General features: G+C 67.6%; 20 protein-coding genes. 17 read left to right on the top strand and 3 right to left on the bottom strand.

The window, feature by feature from the left end:
• The first annotated feature begins 400 nt into the window (after positions 1 to 400).
• The 3 genes from G328_RS15935 (at position 401) to G328_RS0109260 (ending at position 2,200) form a co-directional block, all read left to right on the top strand.
• On the top strand, positions 401 to 691 hold the full coding sequence (locus G328_RS15935) for a hypothetical protein (protein WP_154651561.1): 291 nt from the start codon (positions 401 to 403) through the stop codon (positions 689 to 691).
• A gap of 119 nt (positions 692 to 810) precedes the next feature.
• Entirely contained in the window at positions 811 to 1,164 is a 354-nt protein-coding gene (locus G328_RS0109265) for an ArsR/SmtB family transcription factor (protein WP_019619070.1), read from the top strand.
• Positions 1,165 to 1,222: 58 nt separating this feature from the next.
• Positions 1,223 to 2,200: an SRPBCC family protein gene (locus G328_RS0109260; protein WP_019619069.1), complete on the top strand. Its 978-nt coding sequence runs from the start codon at positions 1,223 to 1,225 to the stop codon at positions 2,198 to 2,200.
• Between the two features lie 34 nt (positions 2,201 to 2,234).
• Here the strand turns inward: G328_RS0109260 and G328_RS0109255 are convergent, their stop codons facing one another.
• Positions 2,235 to 2,843: a class I SAM-dependent methyltransferase gene (locus G328_RS0109255; protein WP_019619068.1), complete on the bottom strand. Its 609-nt coding sequence runs from the start codon at positions 2,841 to 2,843 to the stop codon at positions 2,235 to 2,237.
• Positions 2,844 to 2,880: 37 nt separating this feature from the next.
• On the opposite strand from G328_RS0109255, the gene hflX reads away from it, so the two are divergent.
• On the top strand, positions 2,881 to 4,650 hold the full coding sequence (gene hflX / locus G328_RS0109250) for a GTPase HflX (protein ID WP_019619067.1): 1,770 nt from the start codon (positions 2,881 to 2,883) through the stop codon (positions 4,648 to 4,650).
• A gap of 78 nt (positions 4,651 to 4,728) precedes the next feature.
• On the opposite strand, the gene lexA is transcribed toward hflX, so the two are convergent.
• Positions 4,729 to 5,370: a transcriptional repressor LexA gene (gene lexA / locus G328_RS0109245; protein ID WP_019619066.1), complete on the bottom strand. Its 642-nt coding sequence runs from the start codon at positions 5,368 to 5,370 to the stop codon at positions 4,729 to 4,731.
• Between the two features lie 217 nt (positions 5,371 to 5,587).
• Between lexA and G328_RS0109240 the strand changes: the two genes are divergently transcribed.
• The 7 genes from G328_RS0109240 (at position 5,588) to G328_RS0109210 (ending at position 12,857) form a co-directional block, all read left to right on the top strand.
• Positions 5,588 to 5,932 (top strand): LysM peptidoglycan-binding domain-containing protein, encoded by a 345-nt coding sequence (locus G328_RS0109240; RefSeq protein WP_026339780.1) that lies wholly within the window; start codon positions 5,588 to 5,590, stop codon positions 5,930 to 5,932.
• A gap of 211 nt (positions 5,933 to 6,143) precedes the next feature.
• The gene (locus tag G328_RS0109235) at positions 6,144 to 7,259 is read left to right on the top strand and encodes a histidinol-phosphate transaminase (protein ID WP_019619064.1); all 1,116 of its coding nucleotides are present in this window, start codon (positions 6,144 to 6,146) and stop codon (positions 7,257 to 7,259) included.
• Positions 7,256 to 7,861, top strand: a complete 606-nt coding sequence (gene hisB, locus G328_RS0109230) for an imidazoleglycerol-phosphate dehydratase HisB (protein ID WP_019619063.1) — start codon at positions 7,256 to 7,258, stop codon at positions 7,859 to 7,861. The genes G328_RS0109235 and hisB overlap by 4 nt, the downstream gene beginning before the upstream one ends.
• Positions 7,861 to 8,625, top strand: a complete 765-nt coding sequence (locus G328_RS0109225) for an imidazole glycerol phosphate synthase subunit HisH (RefSeq protein WP_019619062.1) — start codon at positions 7,861 to 7,863, stop codon at positions 8,623 to 8,625. The genes hisB and G328_RS0109225 overlap by 1 nt, the downstream gene beginning before the upstream one ends.
• A gap of 126 nt (positions 8,626 to 8,751) precedes the next feature.
• A complete protein-coding gene (gene priA, locus G328_RS0109220) occupies positions 8,752 to 9,501 on the top strand; it encodes a bifunctional 1-(5-phosphoribosyl)-5-((5-phosphoribosylamino)methylideneamino)imidazole-4-carboxamide isomerase/phosphoribosylanthranilate isomerase PriA (RefSeq protein ID WP_019619061.1) in 750 nt (249 codons plus the stop codon).
• Positions 9,502 to 9,509: 8 nt separating this feature from the next.
• Positions 9,510 to 10,376, top strand: coding sequence for an SseB family protein (locus G328_RS14975; protein WP_019619060.1), 867 nt, complete (start codon positions 9,510 to 9,512; stop codon positions 10,374 to 10,376).
• 9 nt (positions 10,377 to 10,385) lie between these two features.
• The gene (locus tag G328_RS0109210; RefSeq protein ID WP_019619059.1) at positions 10,386 to 12,857 is read left to right on the top strand and encodes an HAD-IC family P-type ATPase; all 2,472 of its coding nucleotides are present in this window, start codon (positions 10,386 to 10,388) and stop codon (positions 12,855 to 12,857) included.
• A gap of 33 nt (positions 12,858 to 12,890) precedes the next feature.
• Here the strand turns inward: G328_RS0109210 and G328_RS0109205 are convergent, their stop codons facing one another.
• A complete protein-coding gene (locus tag G328_RS0109205) occupies positions 12,891 to 13,310 on the bottom strand; it encodes a DUF1844 domain-containing protein (protein WP_019619058.1) in 420 nt (139 codons plus the stop codon).
• 317 nt (positions 13,311 to 13,627) lie between these two features.
• On the opposite strand from G328_RS0109205, the gene infC reads away from it, so the two are divergent.
• From infC to G328_RS0109175, 6 genes are all read left to right on the top strand, one after another.
• Entirely contained in the window at positions 13,628 to 14,239 is a 612-nt protein-coding gene (gene infC, locus G328_RS0109200; protein WP_019619057.1) for a translation initiation factor IF-3, read from the top strand.
• Positions 14,239 to 14,433, top strand: coding sequence for a 50S ribosomal protein L35 (rpmI, locus tag G328_RS0109195; protein ID WP_019619056.1), 195 nt, complete (start codon positions 14,239 to 14,241; stop codon positions 14,431 to 14,433). Before infC ends, rpmI begins: the two co-directional genes overlap by 1 nt.
• Before the next feature lie 40 nt (positions 14,434 to 14,473).
• Positions 14,474 to 14,860, top strand: coding sequence for a 50S ribosomal protein L20 (gene rplT, locus G328_RS0109190; protein ID WP_019619055.1), 387 nt, complete (start codon positions 14,474 to 14,476; stop codon positions 14,858 to 14,860).
• Between the two features lie 106 nt (positions 14,861 to 14,966).
• Positions 14,967 to 15,764 carry a TrmH family RNA methyltransferase gene (locus G328_RS0109185; RefSeq protein WP_019619054.1) on the top strand — a complete coding sequence of 266 codons (798 nt, stop codon included), beginning with the start codon at positions 14,967 to 14,969 and terminating at the stop codon, positions 15,762 to 15,764.
• A gap of 152 nt (positions 15,765 to 15,916) precedes the next feature.
• Positions 15,917 to 16,642: an amino acid ABC transporter ATP-binding protein gene (locus G328_RS0109180; protein WP_187325755.1), complete on the top strand. Its 726-nt coding sequence runs from the start codon at positions 15,917 to 15,919 to the stop codon at positions 16,640 to 16,642.
• Between the two features lie 108 nt (positions 16,643 to 16,750).
• Positions 16,751 to 17,617: a glutamate ABC transporter substrate-binding protein gene (locus G328_RS0109175; RefSeq protein ID WP_051082890.1), complete on the top strand. Its 867-nt coding sequence runs from the start codon at positions 16,751 to 16,753 to the stop codon at positions 17,615 to 17,617.
• Positions 17,618 to 17,647: the final 30 nt, after the last annotated feature.

Below are 17,647 nucleotides of genomic sequence, written 5' to 3'. Positions count from 1 at the left end.
TTTCGCCCCTGCCACTCGCCCCTCGACCCATCCCTACCTCCGCTAACTGACGGCAATTCGCAACGATTCCGCTGAAATCGCCGCAAGTTGCCGTCAGTTCGCGATGAGGGTGGCCGGGTTTCCCACTGCATCTGCGTGTATCGGATGCGGAAGTGTCGCCGATGTTCCGACCCGGGTGTCGCGTTCAAGTTGTCGCTTATGTCGTGAACCCGGACATTGGATTGGTGAGCTAATGAATTGGTCGAGAATGCCCTCGGCAGGAGAGCCGTCATCAATTGGGGCCGAGGTGGGCAATGGCGTTTAGCGTGGTCTGGGTTGTTCGATGCCGGTAGGTGACAAGCCAATTGCACTTGGTGCGAGGTGTGAATTGGGGCGACAGGTTGAGGGGGAGTTGCTCAGTGTGAGCATTACCGAGTTCCTCGCCTTCGCATCGGGTGACCGCGCTGATGTTGATGAGACTCGAGGGTTCACCGTTTCGTCGCTCGGAGAACCACTCACCCTGCCGGAGGCGGTCGAGCATGCCGTTGGAGCGCTGCGCGCCGAGGGGGACGCAGAGGTCGGAGAATTCCCTGACCGGGGTCGGATTGCTCGGGCGGCCTCGGAGCGTGGTCTCGTGTTGGCTGAGGAGGAGCTCGCGGAGCTGCCTTATCAGCTCGAGTTCTCGAGCGCCCTCCTGCGATTGTTGCTTTGAGTGCTGCAGGACGCACGAGGCGCGGCGGCCGCAGCGGCTCCGCTTGACTGCCGTCGTACAGGGCATTGCCAGCAACCGGCGCTTGTGGGCCGACGGGACACAACCTAATGTGAAACCAAATGGTTGTATATTCCGCTCTCGACGATGCGCACCTCGATCGCATTTTCCACGCACTGTCGCAGCAGACCCGGCGTGACATTCTTCGGCGCACCCTCGCCGAGGAGCAGTCGGTCTCGCAGCTCGCGGGGGAGTACTCGATGTCGTTCGCGGCCGTGCAGAAGCACGTCGCGGTGCTCGAATCGGCCGAACTCATCATCAAGCGCGCCGAGGGGCGCGAACGACGCATCCGAGCGAACCCCGACCTGATCGCGAACACCCGTGCCCTGCTCGCCGAGTACGAGCGAATGTGGCGCGACCGCATCGACCGCCTCGACGCGCTGCTCGCCGAGGCGCCCGACTCGACCGCATCCTGAAACCACCGCATCCTGAACCCAACGCGCGTCACCGCCGACGCTGAACAAAGGATCCGCAATGCCCGTCACCAACTTCATCACCGACGCCGAGGCACTCACGACGACGCTCGAGGCGGAATTTGACGCCCCGGTCGCCCGCGTCTGGGCTGCCTTCACGACACCCGAGCAACTCAGCCGCTTTTTCGGCCCGCCGACCTGGCCCGCCACCTTCACCGAGTTCGACCTCCAGCCCGGAGGGCGCGCCCGCTATCACATGACCGGTCCGAACGGAGAGCTCGCGGCGGGGCAGTGGGAGTTTGTCGAAGTGAACGAGGGCACGAGCTTCACCGTGCTCGATTCGTTCACCGACGACAGCGGCAACGTCAACACCGAGATGCCCCAGATGCGCGTCACATACGAATTCGCGCCGATTGGCACCGGCACGAAGTTCACGAACGTAACGTACTTCGAGTCGGTCGAAGCGCTCGAGCAGGTCGTTGCGATGGGTGCCATCGAAGGATCGACGCTCGCGTTCAACCAGCTCGACACGGTGCTCCACGACCTCCGCGAGTTTTTCACAGGCAAGGGCACGCAGCACGAGCTGCTCAGCGACACGCTCGTGCGTGTGCAGCGCCTCATCAACGGCCCCGCCTCGGCAGTGTGGCGCGCGTACACCGAGCCGGAACTCATTCGAAAGTGGATGTACGGGCCCGACGGCTGGGAGGTTGACGAGGTCGAGTTCACGACCACGGTCGGCGCGAAGTACCTCACCTCGTGGAAGCCGGTCGGCGACACGGAAGGCGAGCCGTTCGGTTTCGAGGGCGAGCTGCTGTTCATCGACCCGCAGCACCGCCTCGTCACAACCGAGCGCATGGTCGGAATGCCCGGCGAGGGCACGGTGAACGACCTCACGTTCTATGAGGAAGACGGCGCCACGCTGCTCACGCTCATGATCGAGTACCCGAACAACGAACTGCGCGACACAGTGCTCGCCACGGGCATGGTCGACGGCATGGAGGCGAGCTACGCCCGCCTCGAATCCGTGCTCACAACCTAGGAGCCAGGGCGGCGGTGTTCCCTACGGGTTCCGGCTACGCGTCGCGTTCGACGAGCAGGATGCGGAACCCGCCCTGCGTCGTCGGTCGCGACACCGTGTAGCCGTCGCCGAGTCCGTCGGCGAGGCGGCGCTGCAGCGAGTCGGCGCCGAGATTCTTGCCGACGACGAGCCACGCCTGGCCGCCCGGGGCAAGCCGCGGGAGCCACTCGAACATGAGGGCGTCGAGCGCCGCCTTGCCGATGCGAATCGGCGGATTCGACCAGATGACGTCGAATTCGAGGTCGGTCGGCACGTCGGCCGCCCGGACGGCGCGCACGCGCTCGAGCCCGAGCCGGCGCGCGTTCGTCGCGGTGAGCTCGAGGGCGCGCTCGTTCACGTCGAGCGCCCACACGTCGAGGTCGGGCGCGGCGAGCCCGAGGCTCAGGCTGATGGGCCCCCAGCCGCAGCCGATGTCGAGGGCCGCGCCGGTCGCGGGCGGCTCGGGCACCTCGTCGAGCAGGATGCGCGTGGCCTTGTCGAGCCGGTCGGCCGAGAACACGGCGTTCGCGGTCGCGACCGTCACGGCGTGCCCGCGCAGGGTGACCTCGATGTCGCGCTGCTCGGCGTTCGCTGTGGGCTGCTCGGCGAAGTAGTGCTCAGACATATCTCGAACGTAGCGCAGCGCCTATGCTGGCAGGAGCATGCACGACGATGTTTCCGGCGCCAACGGCGCAACGAGTCCCGAATTCGACCGCGACGATGCGGCCGCGGGCGACCACGAGACGGCGGCGTTCCGACGTCCGCCGCAGGCCGACCCTGCCCCCGAGGCTGATGCGGTAATCGCGCGCCTTGCCGGCACCGACCCCACCGAGTCACTCCTCGATCGCGTGCTCGCGAGCGGCGAACCCAATCGCGCCCGTACGACGATGTTCCGCGACGACCGCCGCGCGACGTCGCTCCAGGACGCGACGACAACCTCGTCGTCGGATGCCGACGGCCTGCAGCTCGAGCGCGAGGAACGGCGCTCGCTGCAGCACCTCGACGGGCTGTCGACCGAGCTCGAAGACGTCACCGAGGTCGAGTACCGCCAGGTTCGCCTCGAGAAGGTCGTGCTCATCGGCGTGTACCGCGCCGGCACGATCGACGACGCCGAGAACTCGATGCGCGAGCTCGCGGCCCTCTGTGAGACGGCCGGCGCCGTCGTGCTCGACGGCGTGCTGCAGCGCCGCCCGAATCCCGACGCGGCGACGTATCTCGGCCGCGGCAAGGTCGACGAGCTCGCCGACATCGTGCGCGAGGCGGGTGCCGACACCGTCGTTGCCGACACCGAGCTCGCACCGTCGCAGCGCCGCGCGCTCGAAGACCGTGTCAAGGTGAAGGTCATCGACCGCACTGCCGTCATTCTCGACATCTTTAGCCAGCACGCAAAGAGCCGCGAGGGTAAGGCGCAGGTCGAGCTCGCGCAGCTCGAGTACATGCTCCCGCGCCTGCGCGGTTGGGGTGAATCGATGTCGCGCCAGGCCGGTGGCCAGGTGGGTTCGGCCGGCGCCGGTATGGGTTCGCGCGGCCCCGGTGAGACGAAGATCGAGCTCGACCGCCGCCGCATCCACACCCGCATGTCGAAGCTCCGGCGGCAGATCGCCGGTATGAAGACCTCACGCGACACGAAGCGCGCCGAGCGTGGCCGCAATCTCGTGCCGTCGGTCGCGATCGCGGGATACACGAACGCCGGCAAGTCGTCGTTGCTCAACCGCATCACGCGCGCCGGCGTGCTCGTCGAGAACCAGCTGTTCGCGACGCTCGACGCGACCGTGCGCCGCACGGAAACTCCCGAGGGGCGGCCGTACACGCTCGCCGACACGGTCGGATTCGTGCGCAACCTGCCGCACCAGCTCGTCGAGGCGTTCCGTTCGACGCTCGAGGAGGTCGCCGACTCCGACGTGCTCGTGCACGTCGTCGACGCGAGCCACCCCGACCCCGCGGGGCAGATCCGCACGGTGCGCGAGGTGATCGCCGAGATCGACTCTCGCGACATTCCCGAGCTGATCGCCTTCAACAAGGCCGACCTCGTCGACCACGACACCCGGCTTGCGCTCCGCACACTCGAGCCGAACTCGGTGTTCGTCTCCGCGCGCACGGGCGAGGGTATCGAAGAGCTGCAGGAGCGCATCGCCGAGATGCTGCCGGTGCGCGAAATCGAGGTGGAGCTCGTGCTGCCCTACGGTCGCGGCGACCTCGTCTCGCTCCTGCACGATCAGGGCGGTGTGCTCCGCGAGACGCACGACACCGACGGCACGCACCTGCGCGCCCGCGTGCATCCCGACCAGATGGGCATGTTCGAGCCGTATCGCGTCGCGGGTCGGTCGGCGCCCGAGGGCAAGAAGCCGCCCGTGCGGCACAAGCCGAAGGGCCGCGGCGACGAAGCGCCCGAGCGAGTGCTCGCGCTGCCGCGGCACGAGCCCGACAACTAGGCCCGACCGGTAACGAGTTCGCCCCGGCGTTCGCACTCATGCGAACGCCGGGGCGAACTCGTTGGCGTCGGTGCGGCGCTAGACCGAGCGGAGCACGGCTACGACCTTGCCGAGCACCTGGGCCTCGTCGCCGAGGATCGGCTCGTAGTTCGAGTTGCGGGGGAGCAGCCACGTGTGGCCGTCGCGCTGGCGGAAAACCTTCACGGTCGCCTCGCCGTCGAGCATCGCCGCGACGATGTCGCCGTTGTTCGCGGTGGGCTGCTGGCGCACGACGACCCAGTCGCCGTCGCAGATCGCCGCGTCGATCATCGAATCGCCCGAGACGAGCAGGAGGAACAGCTCGCCATCGCCGACAACCTGGCGCGGCAGCGGGAAGATCTCTTCAACCTGCTGTTCGGCCGTGATCGGCACGCCGGCGGCGATGCGGCCAACGAGCGGCACGTTCACGGCGGGGCCGGGGGAGAAGAGGGCACCGGGCTCCTCGGGCACATCCATCTCGACGAGCAGCTCGATCGTGCGCGCCTGGTTCTGCGAGCGTCGAATGTACCCGCGGTTCTCGAGCTGCGTCAGCTGATACGCGACCGACGACGAGCTGCCGAGGCCGACCTCGTCGCCGATTTCCCGGATGCTCGGGGCATACCCGTGGCGGTACTGAAACTGCGCGATGAACGAGAGCACCTTTCGCTGCCGTTCGGAGAGGGACTTGCGTCGCATGGCCATCGGGTCCTCCTGGTGTGCACGAATCCATGTCGCAGGCTCGTGGTCAGCTGTGTTCCGTTGCAGCCAGAGTACGTGGCAGCAGCGCCCGACTCAAACACCTTTTCGAGCGTGTCGAGCGATTCTTCGAAAAAGTGTTTGCTTTCCGGTTTTCTCGAATCTATATTCGGAACAGATGTTCGCATGCGAACCGCGTGCGAATCGAAAGGAATCGATCATCATGACTGCACTCACCGCAAGCACCGGCGCCACTCGCCAGCCCCGCATGCGTCTCACCGTGCGTGGTCGACGTCTCCTCACGGCGCTCCTGCTCGCCCCCGTCGCGCTCGGCGTCGGCGTCGGCATCGCGCAGGTACCGGCCGCAATTGCCGGACACCAGGCCAGCGCATCCGCTGAAAGTTTCGAAACGCACACCGTGCTCGCCGGCGAGACGCTCTGGAGCATCGCCGAAAGCATCGCGGGCGACCACGACGTGCGCGACGTCGTGCACGAGATCATGCGCCTCAACCTGCTCGACAGCTCGTCGCTGCAGGCGGGCCAGCAGCTCGCGCTGCCGAACCTCTAGGGCATCCAGAGGCCTTCCGGGTAACCGGACATTGCGCCACTCAAGCTCCCCGGGACGCGGACACGGCTGCGTCCCGGGGCCCACGCACCACCACCAACCGTGCCGGGCACGGCATCCGCTCCGAATGGGTGCCGTGCCCGCGGTGCGCCTGTGGCGTCGCGCACGGTCATCCGGCGCGCCCGCGAGCGACGGGCCGATCTAGGATGGCCGGGTGACCTCCATCGACGACCTCCCCATTCGCGACGACCTGCGCGGACTCTCGCCCTATGGCGCGCCGCAGGAGCCGCTGCCGATCACGATCAACGTGAACGAGAACCCCTTCTCGGTGCCCGAGGAGGTCGCGCTGTCGATCATCGAGCGCATCTCGCGGCAGCTGCCGGGGCTCAACCGCTACCCCGACCGGGAGTTCGCTGAACTGCGGGCGGGCCTCGCCGAGTACCTCGGTCACGGGCTCACGCCCGAGCACATCTGGGCCGCGAACGGGTCGAACGAGGTGCTGCAGCAGCTGCTGCAGGCGTTCGCGGGCGCCGGCCGCAAGGTCATGAGCTTCGCGCCGACCTACTCGATGTATCCGCTGCTCACCCAGGGAGTCGGAAGCGAGTGGGTCGCGGCCCCGCGCGATGCGCGATTCGAACTCACTCCGGATGCGGTGCGCACAGCAATCGAGGCTGGGTCGCCCGACGTCGTGCTCCTGTGCACCCCGAACAACCCGACCGGCACCCCGCTCGACCTCGAGACCATCGCTGCCGCCTACGACGCAACCAGCGGCATCGTGATCGTCGACGAGGCGTACGCCGAGTTCCGCCACGACGGCACGCCCTCGGCGCTCGAGCTGCTCGAGGGGCGCCCGCGCCTCGTCGTGTCGCGCACGATGTCGAAGGCGTTCGCGTTCGCCGGGGTGCGGCTCGGCTACTTCGCGGCCGACCCGGCCGTGGCCGACGCCGTGCGGCTCGTTCGCCTGCCCTACCACCTCTCGGCGCTCACGCAGGCGGCCGCGATCGCGGCCCTCGAGCACCGCGACACGATGCTCGCGCAGGTCGACCGCATCCGCACGCAGCGCGACCGCATCGTCACCGAGGTCGAGCGCCTCGGCTACCGGCCGTATCCCTCCGACGCGAACTTTGTGCTTTTCGCGGGGGTGGCCGACCCGGCCGCGATGTTCGACGAGTTCGCCGCCCGCGGCATCCTCATTCGCAACACCGGCCCGGCCGACTGCGTGCGCGTCACTGCGGGCACCGAGGCCGAGACCGACGCCTTTCTCACCGCGCTCGCCGAGATCACGGCGCAGCGACCCGAACTGCAGCTCACCGAAGGAGTCCGCGCATGACCGCGCCCCGTACCGCCACCGTCGAACGTACGACGAGCGAGTCGTCGATCCGCCTCAGCGTCAACCTCGACGGCACCGGCGCGTCGACGATCTCGACTGGCGTACCGTTCTACGACCACATGCTCACGGCGTTCGCGAAGCATTCGCTCACCGACCTCACGGTTGAAAGCTCGGGCGACGTGCACATCGACGAGCACCACACGATCGAAGACACCGCGATCGTGCTCGGCGAGGCGATCCGCGAGGCGCTCGGCGACAAGCGCGGCATCGCCCGCTACGGCGACGCGCTCGTACCGCTCGACGAGGCGCTCGCGCAGTGCGTCGTCGACATCTCGGGGCGCCCCTACCTCGTGCACTCGGGCGAGCCCGAGGGCTTCGAGCTGCACCGCATCGGCGGGCACTTCACGGGCTCCATGGTGCGGCACGCGTTCGAGGCGATCACGTTCCACGCGGCACTGACGGTGCACCTGCGCGTGCTCGGCGGGCGCGACCCGCACCACATCGCCGAGGCCGAGTTCAAGGCGTTCGCCCGCGCGTTCCGCGCCGCGAAGCGCCTCGACCCCGAGGTTGACGGCATTCCGTCGACCAAGGGTGCCCTGTGATGGGTGCGCGGCCGAGCGTCGTCGTGTTCGACTACGGCTTCGGCAACGTCCACTCCGCGGTCAAGGCACTCGAGCGTGCTGGCGCCGACGTCGAGCTCACGGCCGACCGCGACCGCGCGGTCGCGGCCGACGGCCTACTCGTGCCCGGCGTCGGCAGCTTTGCGAGCGTCATGGAGGGCCTCGCACGCGCCGACGGCCCCCGCATTATCGGCAGTCGCCTCGCCGGCGGTCGTGCCGTGCTCGGCATCTGCGTCGGCATGCAGGTGATGTTCGAACGCGGCGTCGAGGGAATCGATCTCCCCGAGGCAGGCGAGACGACGGAGGGCGCGACTGACGCCGCCGAGCCCGAGGCCACCGAGCGCATCCACGCCCACAACGCTGACGAGTTCTGGTGGAACGAGGATGCGCCCGACACGGCGGCCGGCACGCCGGGCCTCGCCGAGTGGCCGGGCGTTGTGCGCGAGCTGCGCGCTCCCCGGCTCCCGCACATGGGCTGGAACACCGTGGATGCGCCCGAGGGAACGCGCCTGTTCGCGGGCATCGAGGCCGAGCGCTTCTACTTCGTGCACTCGTACGCCGCGACCGAGCTCGACATTCCCCAGCTCGTGCCGAGCGCGGCACCGCCTCGGGTCACGTACGCGACCTACGGCGAGCGCTTTCTCGCGGCGGTCGAGAACGGGCCGCTCTCGGCGACCCAGTTCCACCCCGAGAAGTCTGGCGAGGCTGGCATCCAGCTGCTGCGCAACTGGCTCGGCACGCTCTAGCATCGCCAGCGACCGCCGGAACGCGTGGCGGGCCCGCTTTCGGAACGGTCGGCGGATATCCCCTAGGCTGGTCAGCGCGAACGGGCCCGCTGTGGCCCGAAATTATTGAGTGACCAAGGAAGTCAATTGAGTGAATTCAGTGCGCAGCCGGAGCTGACGCTGTTCCCCGCCGTCGACATCGCCGATGGCAAGGCCGTACGCCTCGTGCAGGGCGAGTCTGACTCGGCCACCACGTATGGCGACCCGGTTGATGCCGCCGCCGACTTCGCCGAACAGGGCGCCGAATGGATTCACCTCGTCGACCTCGACGCGGCGTTCGGCCGCGGCGAGAACCGCGCCGTCATTCGCCGCGTCATTCGTTCACTGCGCGACAAGGTGCAGGTTGAGCTTTCCGGCGGCATTCGCGACGACGCCTCGCTCGAGCGCGCCGTCGACATGGGCGTGAAGCGCGTCAACCTCGGCACCGCAGCGCTCGAGAACCCCGAGTGGGCGGCGAGCGTCATCAGCCGCTACGGCGAGCTCATCGCGGTCGGCCTCGACGTGCGCGGCACGACGCTCGCGGCTCGGGGCTGGACCCGCGAGGGGGGCGACCTCTGGACCGTGCTCGACCGCCTCGAAGACGCAAGCTGCGCGCGCTACGTCGTGACCGACGTTACGAAGGACGGCACGCTGAAGGGTCCGAACCTCGAGCTGCTCAAGCAGATTATGGAGCGCACCGACCGTCCCGTCATCGCGTCGGGCGGCGTCGCGAACCTCGACGATATCGCCGCGCTGCGCGAGCTCGTGCCGCTCGGCCTCGAGGGCGCGATCGTTGGCAAGGCGCTCTACTCGGGCGCGTTCACGCTTCGCCAGGCACTCGACGTCGCGAGCGACTGAGCCGCGTCGTGCCCGAGCTTCCCGAGCACCTGCGGGGTCACCTGACCGACTCCGCGGGCCAGCCATGGGCCGGCCGCAGCTTTAGTGAGAACCAGTGGTCGAACGACGACGGCACGGCGCCCGAGGCCCTCGCGCAGGCGCTCGAGGACTTCCGCACCCGCCGCGTGCCGGTCACCGCGGTCGTCGACGCCCTGCGCGATACGCGCCTGCTCATCCCGCTCGTCGCCGAACTTGGCGAAGAGGGCGAGAACGAGGCCGGCGTCAAGGTCGACAAACAGGCTGACCTCTCGATCGTGACGGTGCGCGCGCCCGATGGCCGCGGCATCGTCCCGATGTTCACGTCGGTCGCGGCGATGCAGGCCTGGAACGCCGAGGCGCGCCCCGTACCGGTCGGCTCGCGGCAGGCCGCGCTCGCCGTGGTCGATGAGGGCAGCGAGCTCATCATTCTCGACCCCGGCAGCGAGACCGAGACGGCAATTCGCCGCCCCGGCGTCTGGGCGATCGCCCGCGACGTCCCGTACGAGCTGCCGTGGCAAGACGAGCGGGTCATCGGGTTCGCGAACGCCGTGCTCGCGGCGAATCCCGAGCTCGTGAGCGTCGATCTCGTTCCGGGCGACGTCGAGTCGCGACTCGCCGGCCCCGAGGTTCGCCTCGGGCTCGTGTTCCCGCACGACGTCGACGAGACGACCGTGCAGGGCGTCATCGCGCGGGTGCAGGCGAGCGTCGCCGAGCGGCCCGAGCTCGTCGAGTGTGTCGACACCCTCGAACTCACCCCGCTGCGGGCCGCGGCGACCCCCGCGCCAGAAGATTCGATACCTTCGGCGGATACTCGACCACCGAAGGCAGGATTGTTCCGCCGACTCCGGCGTCGTTAATCTCGCCGAGTGACCCCGAACACGACGCCATCGCCCCTGCGCGATCTGACGAACACCGAGGACTCCGTGGAGCAGCCCGCCACCGCAACCGTCGCCCCGACCCGCCTCGAGGGGCTCACCACGGCAGAGGTCGAGCGCTCGCGCGCTGAGCACGGACGCAACGAGCTGCCGTCGACGTCGAGCCGGTCGATGTGGGCGATTCTGCGCACGCACGTCTTCACGCTCTTCAACGGCATCGTGGTCGCGTCGTTCGCGCTGCTCGCGGTGCTCGGTCGGTGGCAAGATGCGATTTTCGGCTTCTCGGCCGTCGCGAACTCGATCATCGGCATCTGGCAGGAGTACTCGGCGAAGCGCCAGCTCGACAACCTGCGCGTACTCAACGCGCCGCACGCGCGGGCGATGCGCGACGGTGAGCTGGCCGACCTCTCGCGCGAGGACCTCGTCGTCGACGACGTGATCGTTGTGCGCTCGGGTGATCAGGTGCCGGCCGACGCGATCGTGCTCACGAGCTCCGGGCTGCAGCTCGACGAGTCGCTCCTCACGGGCGAGGAGGATGCGGTCGACAAGGCCGCGGGCGAGGAACTGCTCTCAGGCGCCTTCGTTGTCGCGGGCTCTGGCCACGCGCGCGTCACCCGGGTCGGTGCGCACTCCTTCGCGGCGAAGCTCACGGCCGAGGCGAAGCGGTTCTCGCTCGTGAACTCCGAGATCCGCTCGGGCATCAACCGTGTGCTCCGCATCGTCGCCTGGCTGCTGCTGCCGGCGATGCTCGTGTCGATCAACGGCCAGGTCATGGCGTTCGGCGGCTGGGAGTACGCGATCGAGTCGGGCGCGTGGCGCGATGCCGCCGTCGGTGCGGTCGCGGCCGCGATCGCGATGGTGCCGCTTGGGCTGCTGCTCATGACCTCGGTCGCGTTCGCCGCCGGCGCGCTCAAACTTGGGCGCCGGAAGGTGCTCGTGCAGGAGCTCCACGCCGTCGAGGGCCTCGCTCGGGTCGACGTGCTCTGCTTCGACAAGACCGGCACGCTCACCGAGGGCGGCGTCGCGTACGACTCCGCGCATCCGGCCCCGCAGGCAGCGAACGGCTGGCAGCGGGCCCTCGCGACGATCGCCGCGGGCGACGACGCAAACGACTCCGCAAACTGCCTTGCGACCGAATATCCGGCGCACCTCGCGGCGACCGTCGAGCGCGAGGTGCCCTTCACCTCGCAGCGCAAGTGGTCGGCGATCTCGATCACCGAAGAGGACGCGGCGGGCACGTGGATTCTCGGCGCGCCCGACATCATCCTGCGCCCTACTACCGACGCCGATCTGCTCGACCGCGTCGCGACGCTGAGTGACGAGGGCCAGCGCGTGCTCGCGCTCTGCCACAGCGAAGCGCCCCTCACGGCGGCCGAGGCACGCGACTACGTGCTGCGCGACGACCGAGTCGGCGTTGCGATCATCGCGCTCCGAGAGCGGGTGCGCGAAGACGCCGCCGACACCGTGCGGTACTTCACCGATGAGGGCGTTTCGCTGCGGGTGATCTCGGGCGATGACCCCCGAACGGTGACCGCGGTCGCCCGCCGCGTCGGCCTCATCGGCGACGACGATCACGGCATTGACGCGCGCACGCTGCCCGACGACCCGGCCGAGCTCGGCGAGATCATGGCGAACAACCGCGTGTTCGGGCGGGTGACGCCGGCGCAGAAGCGCCACATGGTGCACTCGATGCAGGCGCAGGGTCGCGTCGTCGCGATGACCGGCGACGGCGTGAACGACGTGCTCGCGCTGAAGGATTCCGACCTCGGCATCGCGATGGGCCACGGCTCGGGCGCCTCGCGCGCCGTGTCGCGCATGACGCTGCTCGACAACCAGTTCCAGGCCATGCCGAGCATCGTCGTCGAGGGCCGCCAGGCCATCGCGAACATCGAGCGCCTCGCGAAGCTCTACCTCTCGAAGACGTCGTGGGCCGTGCTCATCGCGCTCGTGTTCGGCGCCCTCGCCTGGCCGTATCCGTTCGAGCCACGACAGATGGCGCTGCTCGACGGCATCTCGATCGGCTGGCCCGCGTTCGTGCTCGCGCTGCTGCCGAACTCGCGTCGCTACGTTCCCGGGTTCTTCAGCCGGGCGCTCCAGTTCGCGGTGCCCGCCGGCATCGTCATCACGCTCGCCCTGATCGCGTCAACGCTGCTTGGGCGGCACTTCGAACAAGACCTCGCGGAGCAGCAGACCGCGAATGCGCTCGTGCTCGCGGTGACGAGCCTGTGGGTGCTCGGCCTCGTGTGCCGACCGTTCAAGCCGCTGCTCGCGCTCGTCATGCTCGGCAGCATCGCGGTGTTCATCGCCGCGCTGTTCTTCCCCCTCACCGTCTGGTTCTTCGGGTTCGCGTGGCCCGACGCCCCCGTGCTCATCGGCGTCGGGATCATCGCCGCGGTCGGCTGTCTGCTGCTCGAGGCGCACGGCCAGTGGCGCCTGCGGGCTGAGGCGCGCGCGTTCGGCTGATCCGACGGGCGCGCGTCCGGCCCCTGCTAATCGCTACGCGAAGACGGGGCCGGTGAGGTCCTCGCCCGGGCCCTTGCCGACGGCGTCGGGCCGCGGCGATGCCTCGCGGAACGCGAGCTGCAGCGAGCGCAGGCCGTCGCGCAGCGGGCGCGCGTGCTGGTCGCCGAGGTAGGGGAGGGATGCGGTGAGCAGGCCCGCGAGCGCCTGAATCACCTTGCGCGCCTCGTCGAGGTCGACCGTGGGCTCCTCTTCCTCGGCGAGGCCGAGGTGCACGGCGGCGGCGCTCATGAGGTGCACCGCGACGGTCGTGATGAGTTCGACCGCCGGGACCTCGGCGATGTCGCGCACCTGGGTGTCGAGTTCCTCCTGCAGGCCCGTCGTGGGAAGCGCAGCGTCGAGGTGCTCGTGGCCCTCGTGCGCGTCGGGCGTTGCGGGGGAGGTTGAATCGGTCACCTGGGGTTCCTTCCGAACAAAACTGCTGATAAGCTATTCGCTGGTGTCTGCCTGGCAGACTCTGAGACAAGAGGATTCGTCCCACCCGCGCATACCGCCCAAGGTTACCGGGTTTCCCACTAGCCCCGTGCGAACGCATTGCGATGCGAACGCCGCGAGCACCGCGCAGTAGCGCAGCGATTCGTGAGGGGAGTGGCCGTGTGTGATCGCGGTGTGCACTGGTGAGACGATCTGAAGTTTCACCCAACCGTGAAGTTATTCACACGCGAACAGAGGAGCCATCCATCAGCGAACCACGCACCAACGACCGAATTCGTGTGAACGAGGTCCGGCTTGTCGGGCCCGGCGGCGAACAGGTCGGTGTCGTCAAGATTGAGATCGCGCTGCGCCTTGCGCAGGAAGCAGACCTCGACCTCGTCGAGGTCTCTCCGAACAGCAACCCACCCGTGGCCAAGATCATGGACTACGGCAAGTTCAAGTACGAGAACGCGCAGAAGGCGAAAGAAGCCCGGCGCAATCAGGCGAACACGGTCCTCAAGGAGGTCCGTTTCCGTCTCAAGATCGACGATCACGACTACGAAACCAAGCTCAAGCGGGCCATCGGCTTCCTTGAGTCTGGGGACAAGGTCAAGGCGATGATCCAGTTCCGCGGTCGCGAGCAGTCGCGTCCCGAGCTCGGTATCAAGCTGCTGCAGAAGTTCTCTGAGGATGTCGCCGAGTTCGGCACCGCCGAAAACCGTCCCAAGCAGGACGGCCGGAACATGGTCATGATCGTCGCCCCGGTCAAGAACAAGTCCGAGGCGAAGGCAGAGCAGAACGCTCGCCGTACCCAGCAGAAGCAGGCCGCTCGCGCCGCCAAGAACGCCGCAGCCGAGGAGAAGTCGAACGACTCCGCCGAGGCCGCAGCAACGGAAACCAAGGAGAACTGATGCCGAAGCAGAAGACCCACTCGGGGTCGAAGAAGCGCTTTAAGCTCACCGGAACCGGCAAGGTCCGGAAGCAGCAGGCGGGCATGCGCCACAACCTCGAGGTGAAGTCGGCCAAGCGCAAGGCTCGCCTCAACAAGGACCAGGTCCTCGCTCCGCAGGACGCGAAGGTCGTCAAGAAGCTGCTGGGCAAGTAAGCCCGCCCGTTCCGAACTTAGAACTTAGGAGAACACTGCAATGGCACGTGTGAAGCGGGCAGTCAACGCCCAGAAGAAGCGTCGTACTATCCTCGACCGCGCCTCGGGGTACCGTGGCCAGCGGTCGCGCCTGTACCGCAAGGCAAAAGAGCAGGTCATCCACTCGTTTGTCTACAACTACGACCACCGCAAGGACCGCAAGGGTGACTTCCGTCGCCTCTGGATCCAGCGCATCAACGCCGCGGCCCGTGCGAACGGCCTCACCTACAACCGGTTCATCCAGGGGCTCAACCTGGCTGGTATCGGTGTTGACCGCCGCATCCTCGCCGACCTCGCGGTGAACGAGCCCGCGACCTTCGCCGCGCTCGTCGCGTCGGCCAAGGCCGCGCTGCCCGAGAACACCTCGGCGCCGAAGACCGCCGCGTAGTTCGCGCATCGCATCGCCGAAGGGCGGTCGACCCCACCCGGTCGGCCGCCCTTCGCGCATCCCACCCGCTTACCCCGTACCCACGTTCTTCTCGAAGGAGCCCCGCATGATCGAATCGGCCAAGAACCAGCGCGTGCGCGACGTGCGTCGCCTCTCACAGAAGAACGCCCGCACCGAGCGGGGCGAGTTTGTTATCGAGGGGCCGCAGGCGGTGCGCGAGGCGCTGCTCGCGCGCCCAGACCTCGTCACCGAACTGTTCGCGACGCCGACCGCCCTCGAGCGGCATGGTGACGTCGCCGACCTCATTCGCGAGACCGGCCACGAGGTCGTGTTCGCGAGCGAAGAGGCGGTGGCCGCGATGAGCGACACGCGCAGCCCCCAGGGCATCGTTGCGGTCGCCAGGCAGTTCCCGACCGCGCTGAAGCGCGTGTTTGAGGGTGCCCCGAAACTCGTGGCGATTCTCGAAGAGGTGCGCGACCCCGGCAACCTCGGCACGATCATCCGCGTCGCCGACGCCGCTGGCGCCGATGCCGTTGTGCTGACGGGCCGCACGGTCGACCTCTACAACCCCAAGGTCGTGCGCGCGAGCACTGGGTCGATCTTCCACCTGCCGATCGCCGTCGAGGCCGACTTTGACGACGCCGCGGTGCGGGCGAAGCAGGCGGGGATGCGCGTGCTCGCGGCTGACATCTCGGGTCGCGACCTCGTCGAGGCGCGCGAGTTGCTCGCGGAGCCGACGGCCTGGGTCTTCGGTAACGAGGCGCACGGCCTGCCCGACGAGGTGCTCGCGCAGTGCGACGACACGCTGATCGTGCCGATCTACGGTCGGGCCGAATCGATGAACTTGGCTACCGCCGCGAGCGTCTGCCTCTACGAAACCGCGTTTTCGCAGCGCGGCCGCTGACACTTTGTAATCGGAATTCCGCAAACGTCTGCGCAACTGCGGTCACAAGTCGATAACGGCAGGCGGCCGATTCCCGTTGGGCAACCCTGAGGCCGTAGTGTTGTGCCATGACCTCGGGTTCAACGAAGAACAACGAAGCACCGCGCGAAGCACTGGTGCAAATGCGCGGCGTCAATAAGTGGTACGGCGAAAACCACGTACTCAAAGACATCAACACCACCGTGAACCGTGGCGAAGTTGTCGTGGTGATCGGGCCGTCGGGCTCCGGAAAGTCCACGCTGTGCCGCACCATTAATCGCCTCGAAACTATTCAAGAGGGCGAAATTCTCATCGACGGCGTTAAGCTGCCCGAAGAGGGCGCGGGGCTCGCGAAGCTGCGCAGCGACGTCGGCATGGTGTTCCAGTCGTTTAACCTCTTCGCGCACAAGACCGTGCTCGAGAACGTCACCCTCGCGCAGATCAAGGTGCGCAAGACCTCGAAGGCCGAGGCCGAGAAGCGCGCGAAGGAACTGCTCACCCGCGTCGGTGTGCAAGACCACATGCAGAAGATGCCCGCGCAGCTCTCGGGCGGACAGCAGCAGCGCGTCGCGATCGCCCGCTCGCTCGCAATGAACCCGAAGCTGATCCTCCTCGACGAGCCCACGAGTGCGCTCGACCCCGAGATGATCAACGAGGTGCTCGACGTCATGGTCGCCCTCGCGAAAGAGGGCATGACCATGGTCGTGGTGACGCACGAGATGGGCTTCGCCCGAAAGGCGGCCGACCGAGTCGTGTTCATGGCCGACGGCGCGATCGTCGAAGAGGCGTCGCCCGACGAATTCTTTACGGCGCCGAAGTCGGATCGCGCGAAAGACTTCCTTTCGAAAATCCTGCCGTAATCGCGGGCGCAGCACAGAGGCTGCGCCAACCACAAACTCAATTTCGCACTATCGCAATCCCCTCACTCGAATCACGACCTCACCGACGTGACTGACAAAGGAGTACCAGTGAGATTCAAGAAGGCATTTACCGCATTCGCCGGTTTGGCAACGGCAGCACTCGTGCTGACGGGATGCTCGGGCGGTGGCAGCGAACCCGAGGTTGAGACCGACGTCACGTTCGACGAGGGCACGACGATGGCCGAACTCAACGCGGCCGGCAAGATCACGATCGGCGTGAAGTTCGACCAGCCGCTGTTCGGTCTGCAGGGCCCCGACGGCACCCCCGAGGGCTTCGACATTGAGATCGGCAAGCTGATCGCCGCGAAGCTCGGCATCGACCCGAGCAACATCGAGTGGAAGGAAACGGTTTCGCAGAACCGCGAGCCGTTCATCGAGCAGGGTCAGGTTGACCTCGTCATCGCGACCTACACGATCAACGACGAGCGCAAGGAAGTCATCGACTTCGCGGGCCCGTACTACGTTGCCGGCCAGTCGTTCCTCGTGCCGACGGGTAACCCGCTCGGCATCGACGGCGCCGACCCCGAGTCGGTTGGCGACGCGACGATCTGCACCGTCACCGGGTCGACCTCGGAAGACAACATCCGTGAGTACACGGACAACGTCATCACCGTCGACAAGTACTCCGACTGCCTCGAGCCCATCCGCACCGGTGAGGCCGACGCGCTCACGACCGACAACGTGATCCTCGCCGGCCTCGTCGACCAGAACGAGGGCGAGTTCGAGGTCACCGAGGGCACCTTCACCGAGGAGCCCTACGGCATCGGCCTCGAAAAGGGCGACGATGACTTCCGCGGCTTCATCAACGACACGCTCGAAGAGGCGTACGGCGATGGCGCCTGGGAGGAAGCCTGGACCTCGACCGTCGGCGACATCCTGCCGACGCCCGAGCCCCCGGCCGTCGACCGCTACTAGCCCAAGCATCCGGGTCGCGACCTCGCTGAC

It is taken from the genome of [Zimmermannella] faecalis ATCC 13722 (genome assembly GCF_000381765.1).
Classification (GTDB): Bacteria; Actinomycetota; Actinomycetes; order Actinomycetales; family Microbacteriaceae; genus Gulosibacter; species Gulosibacter faecalis.
This window is presented reverse-complemented; position numbering and strand designations above follow the sequence as displayed.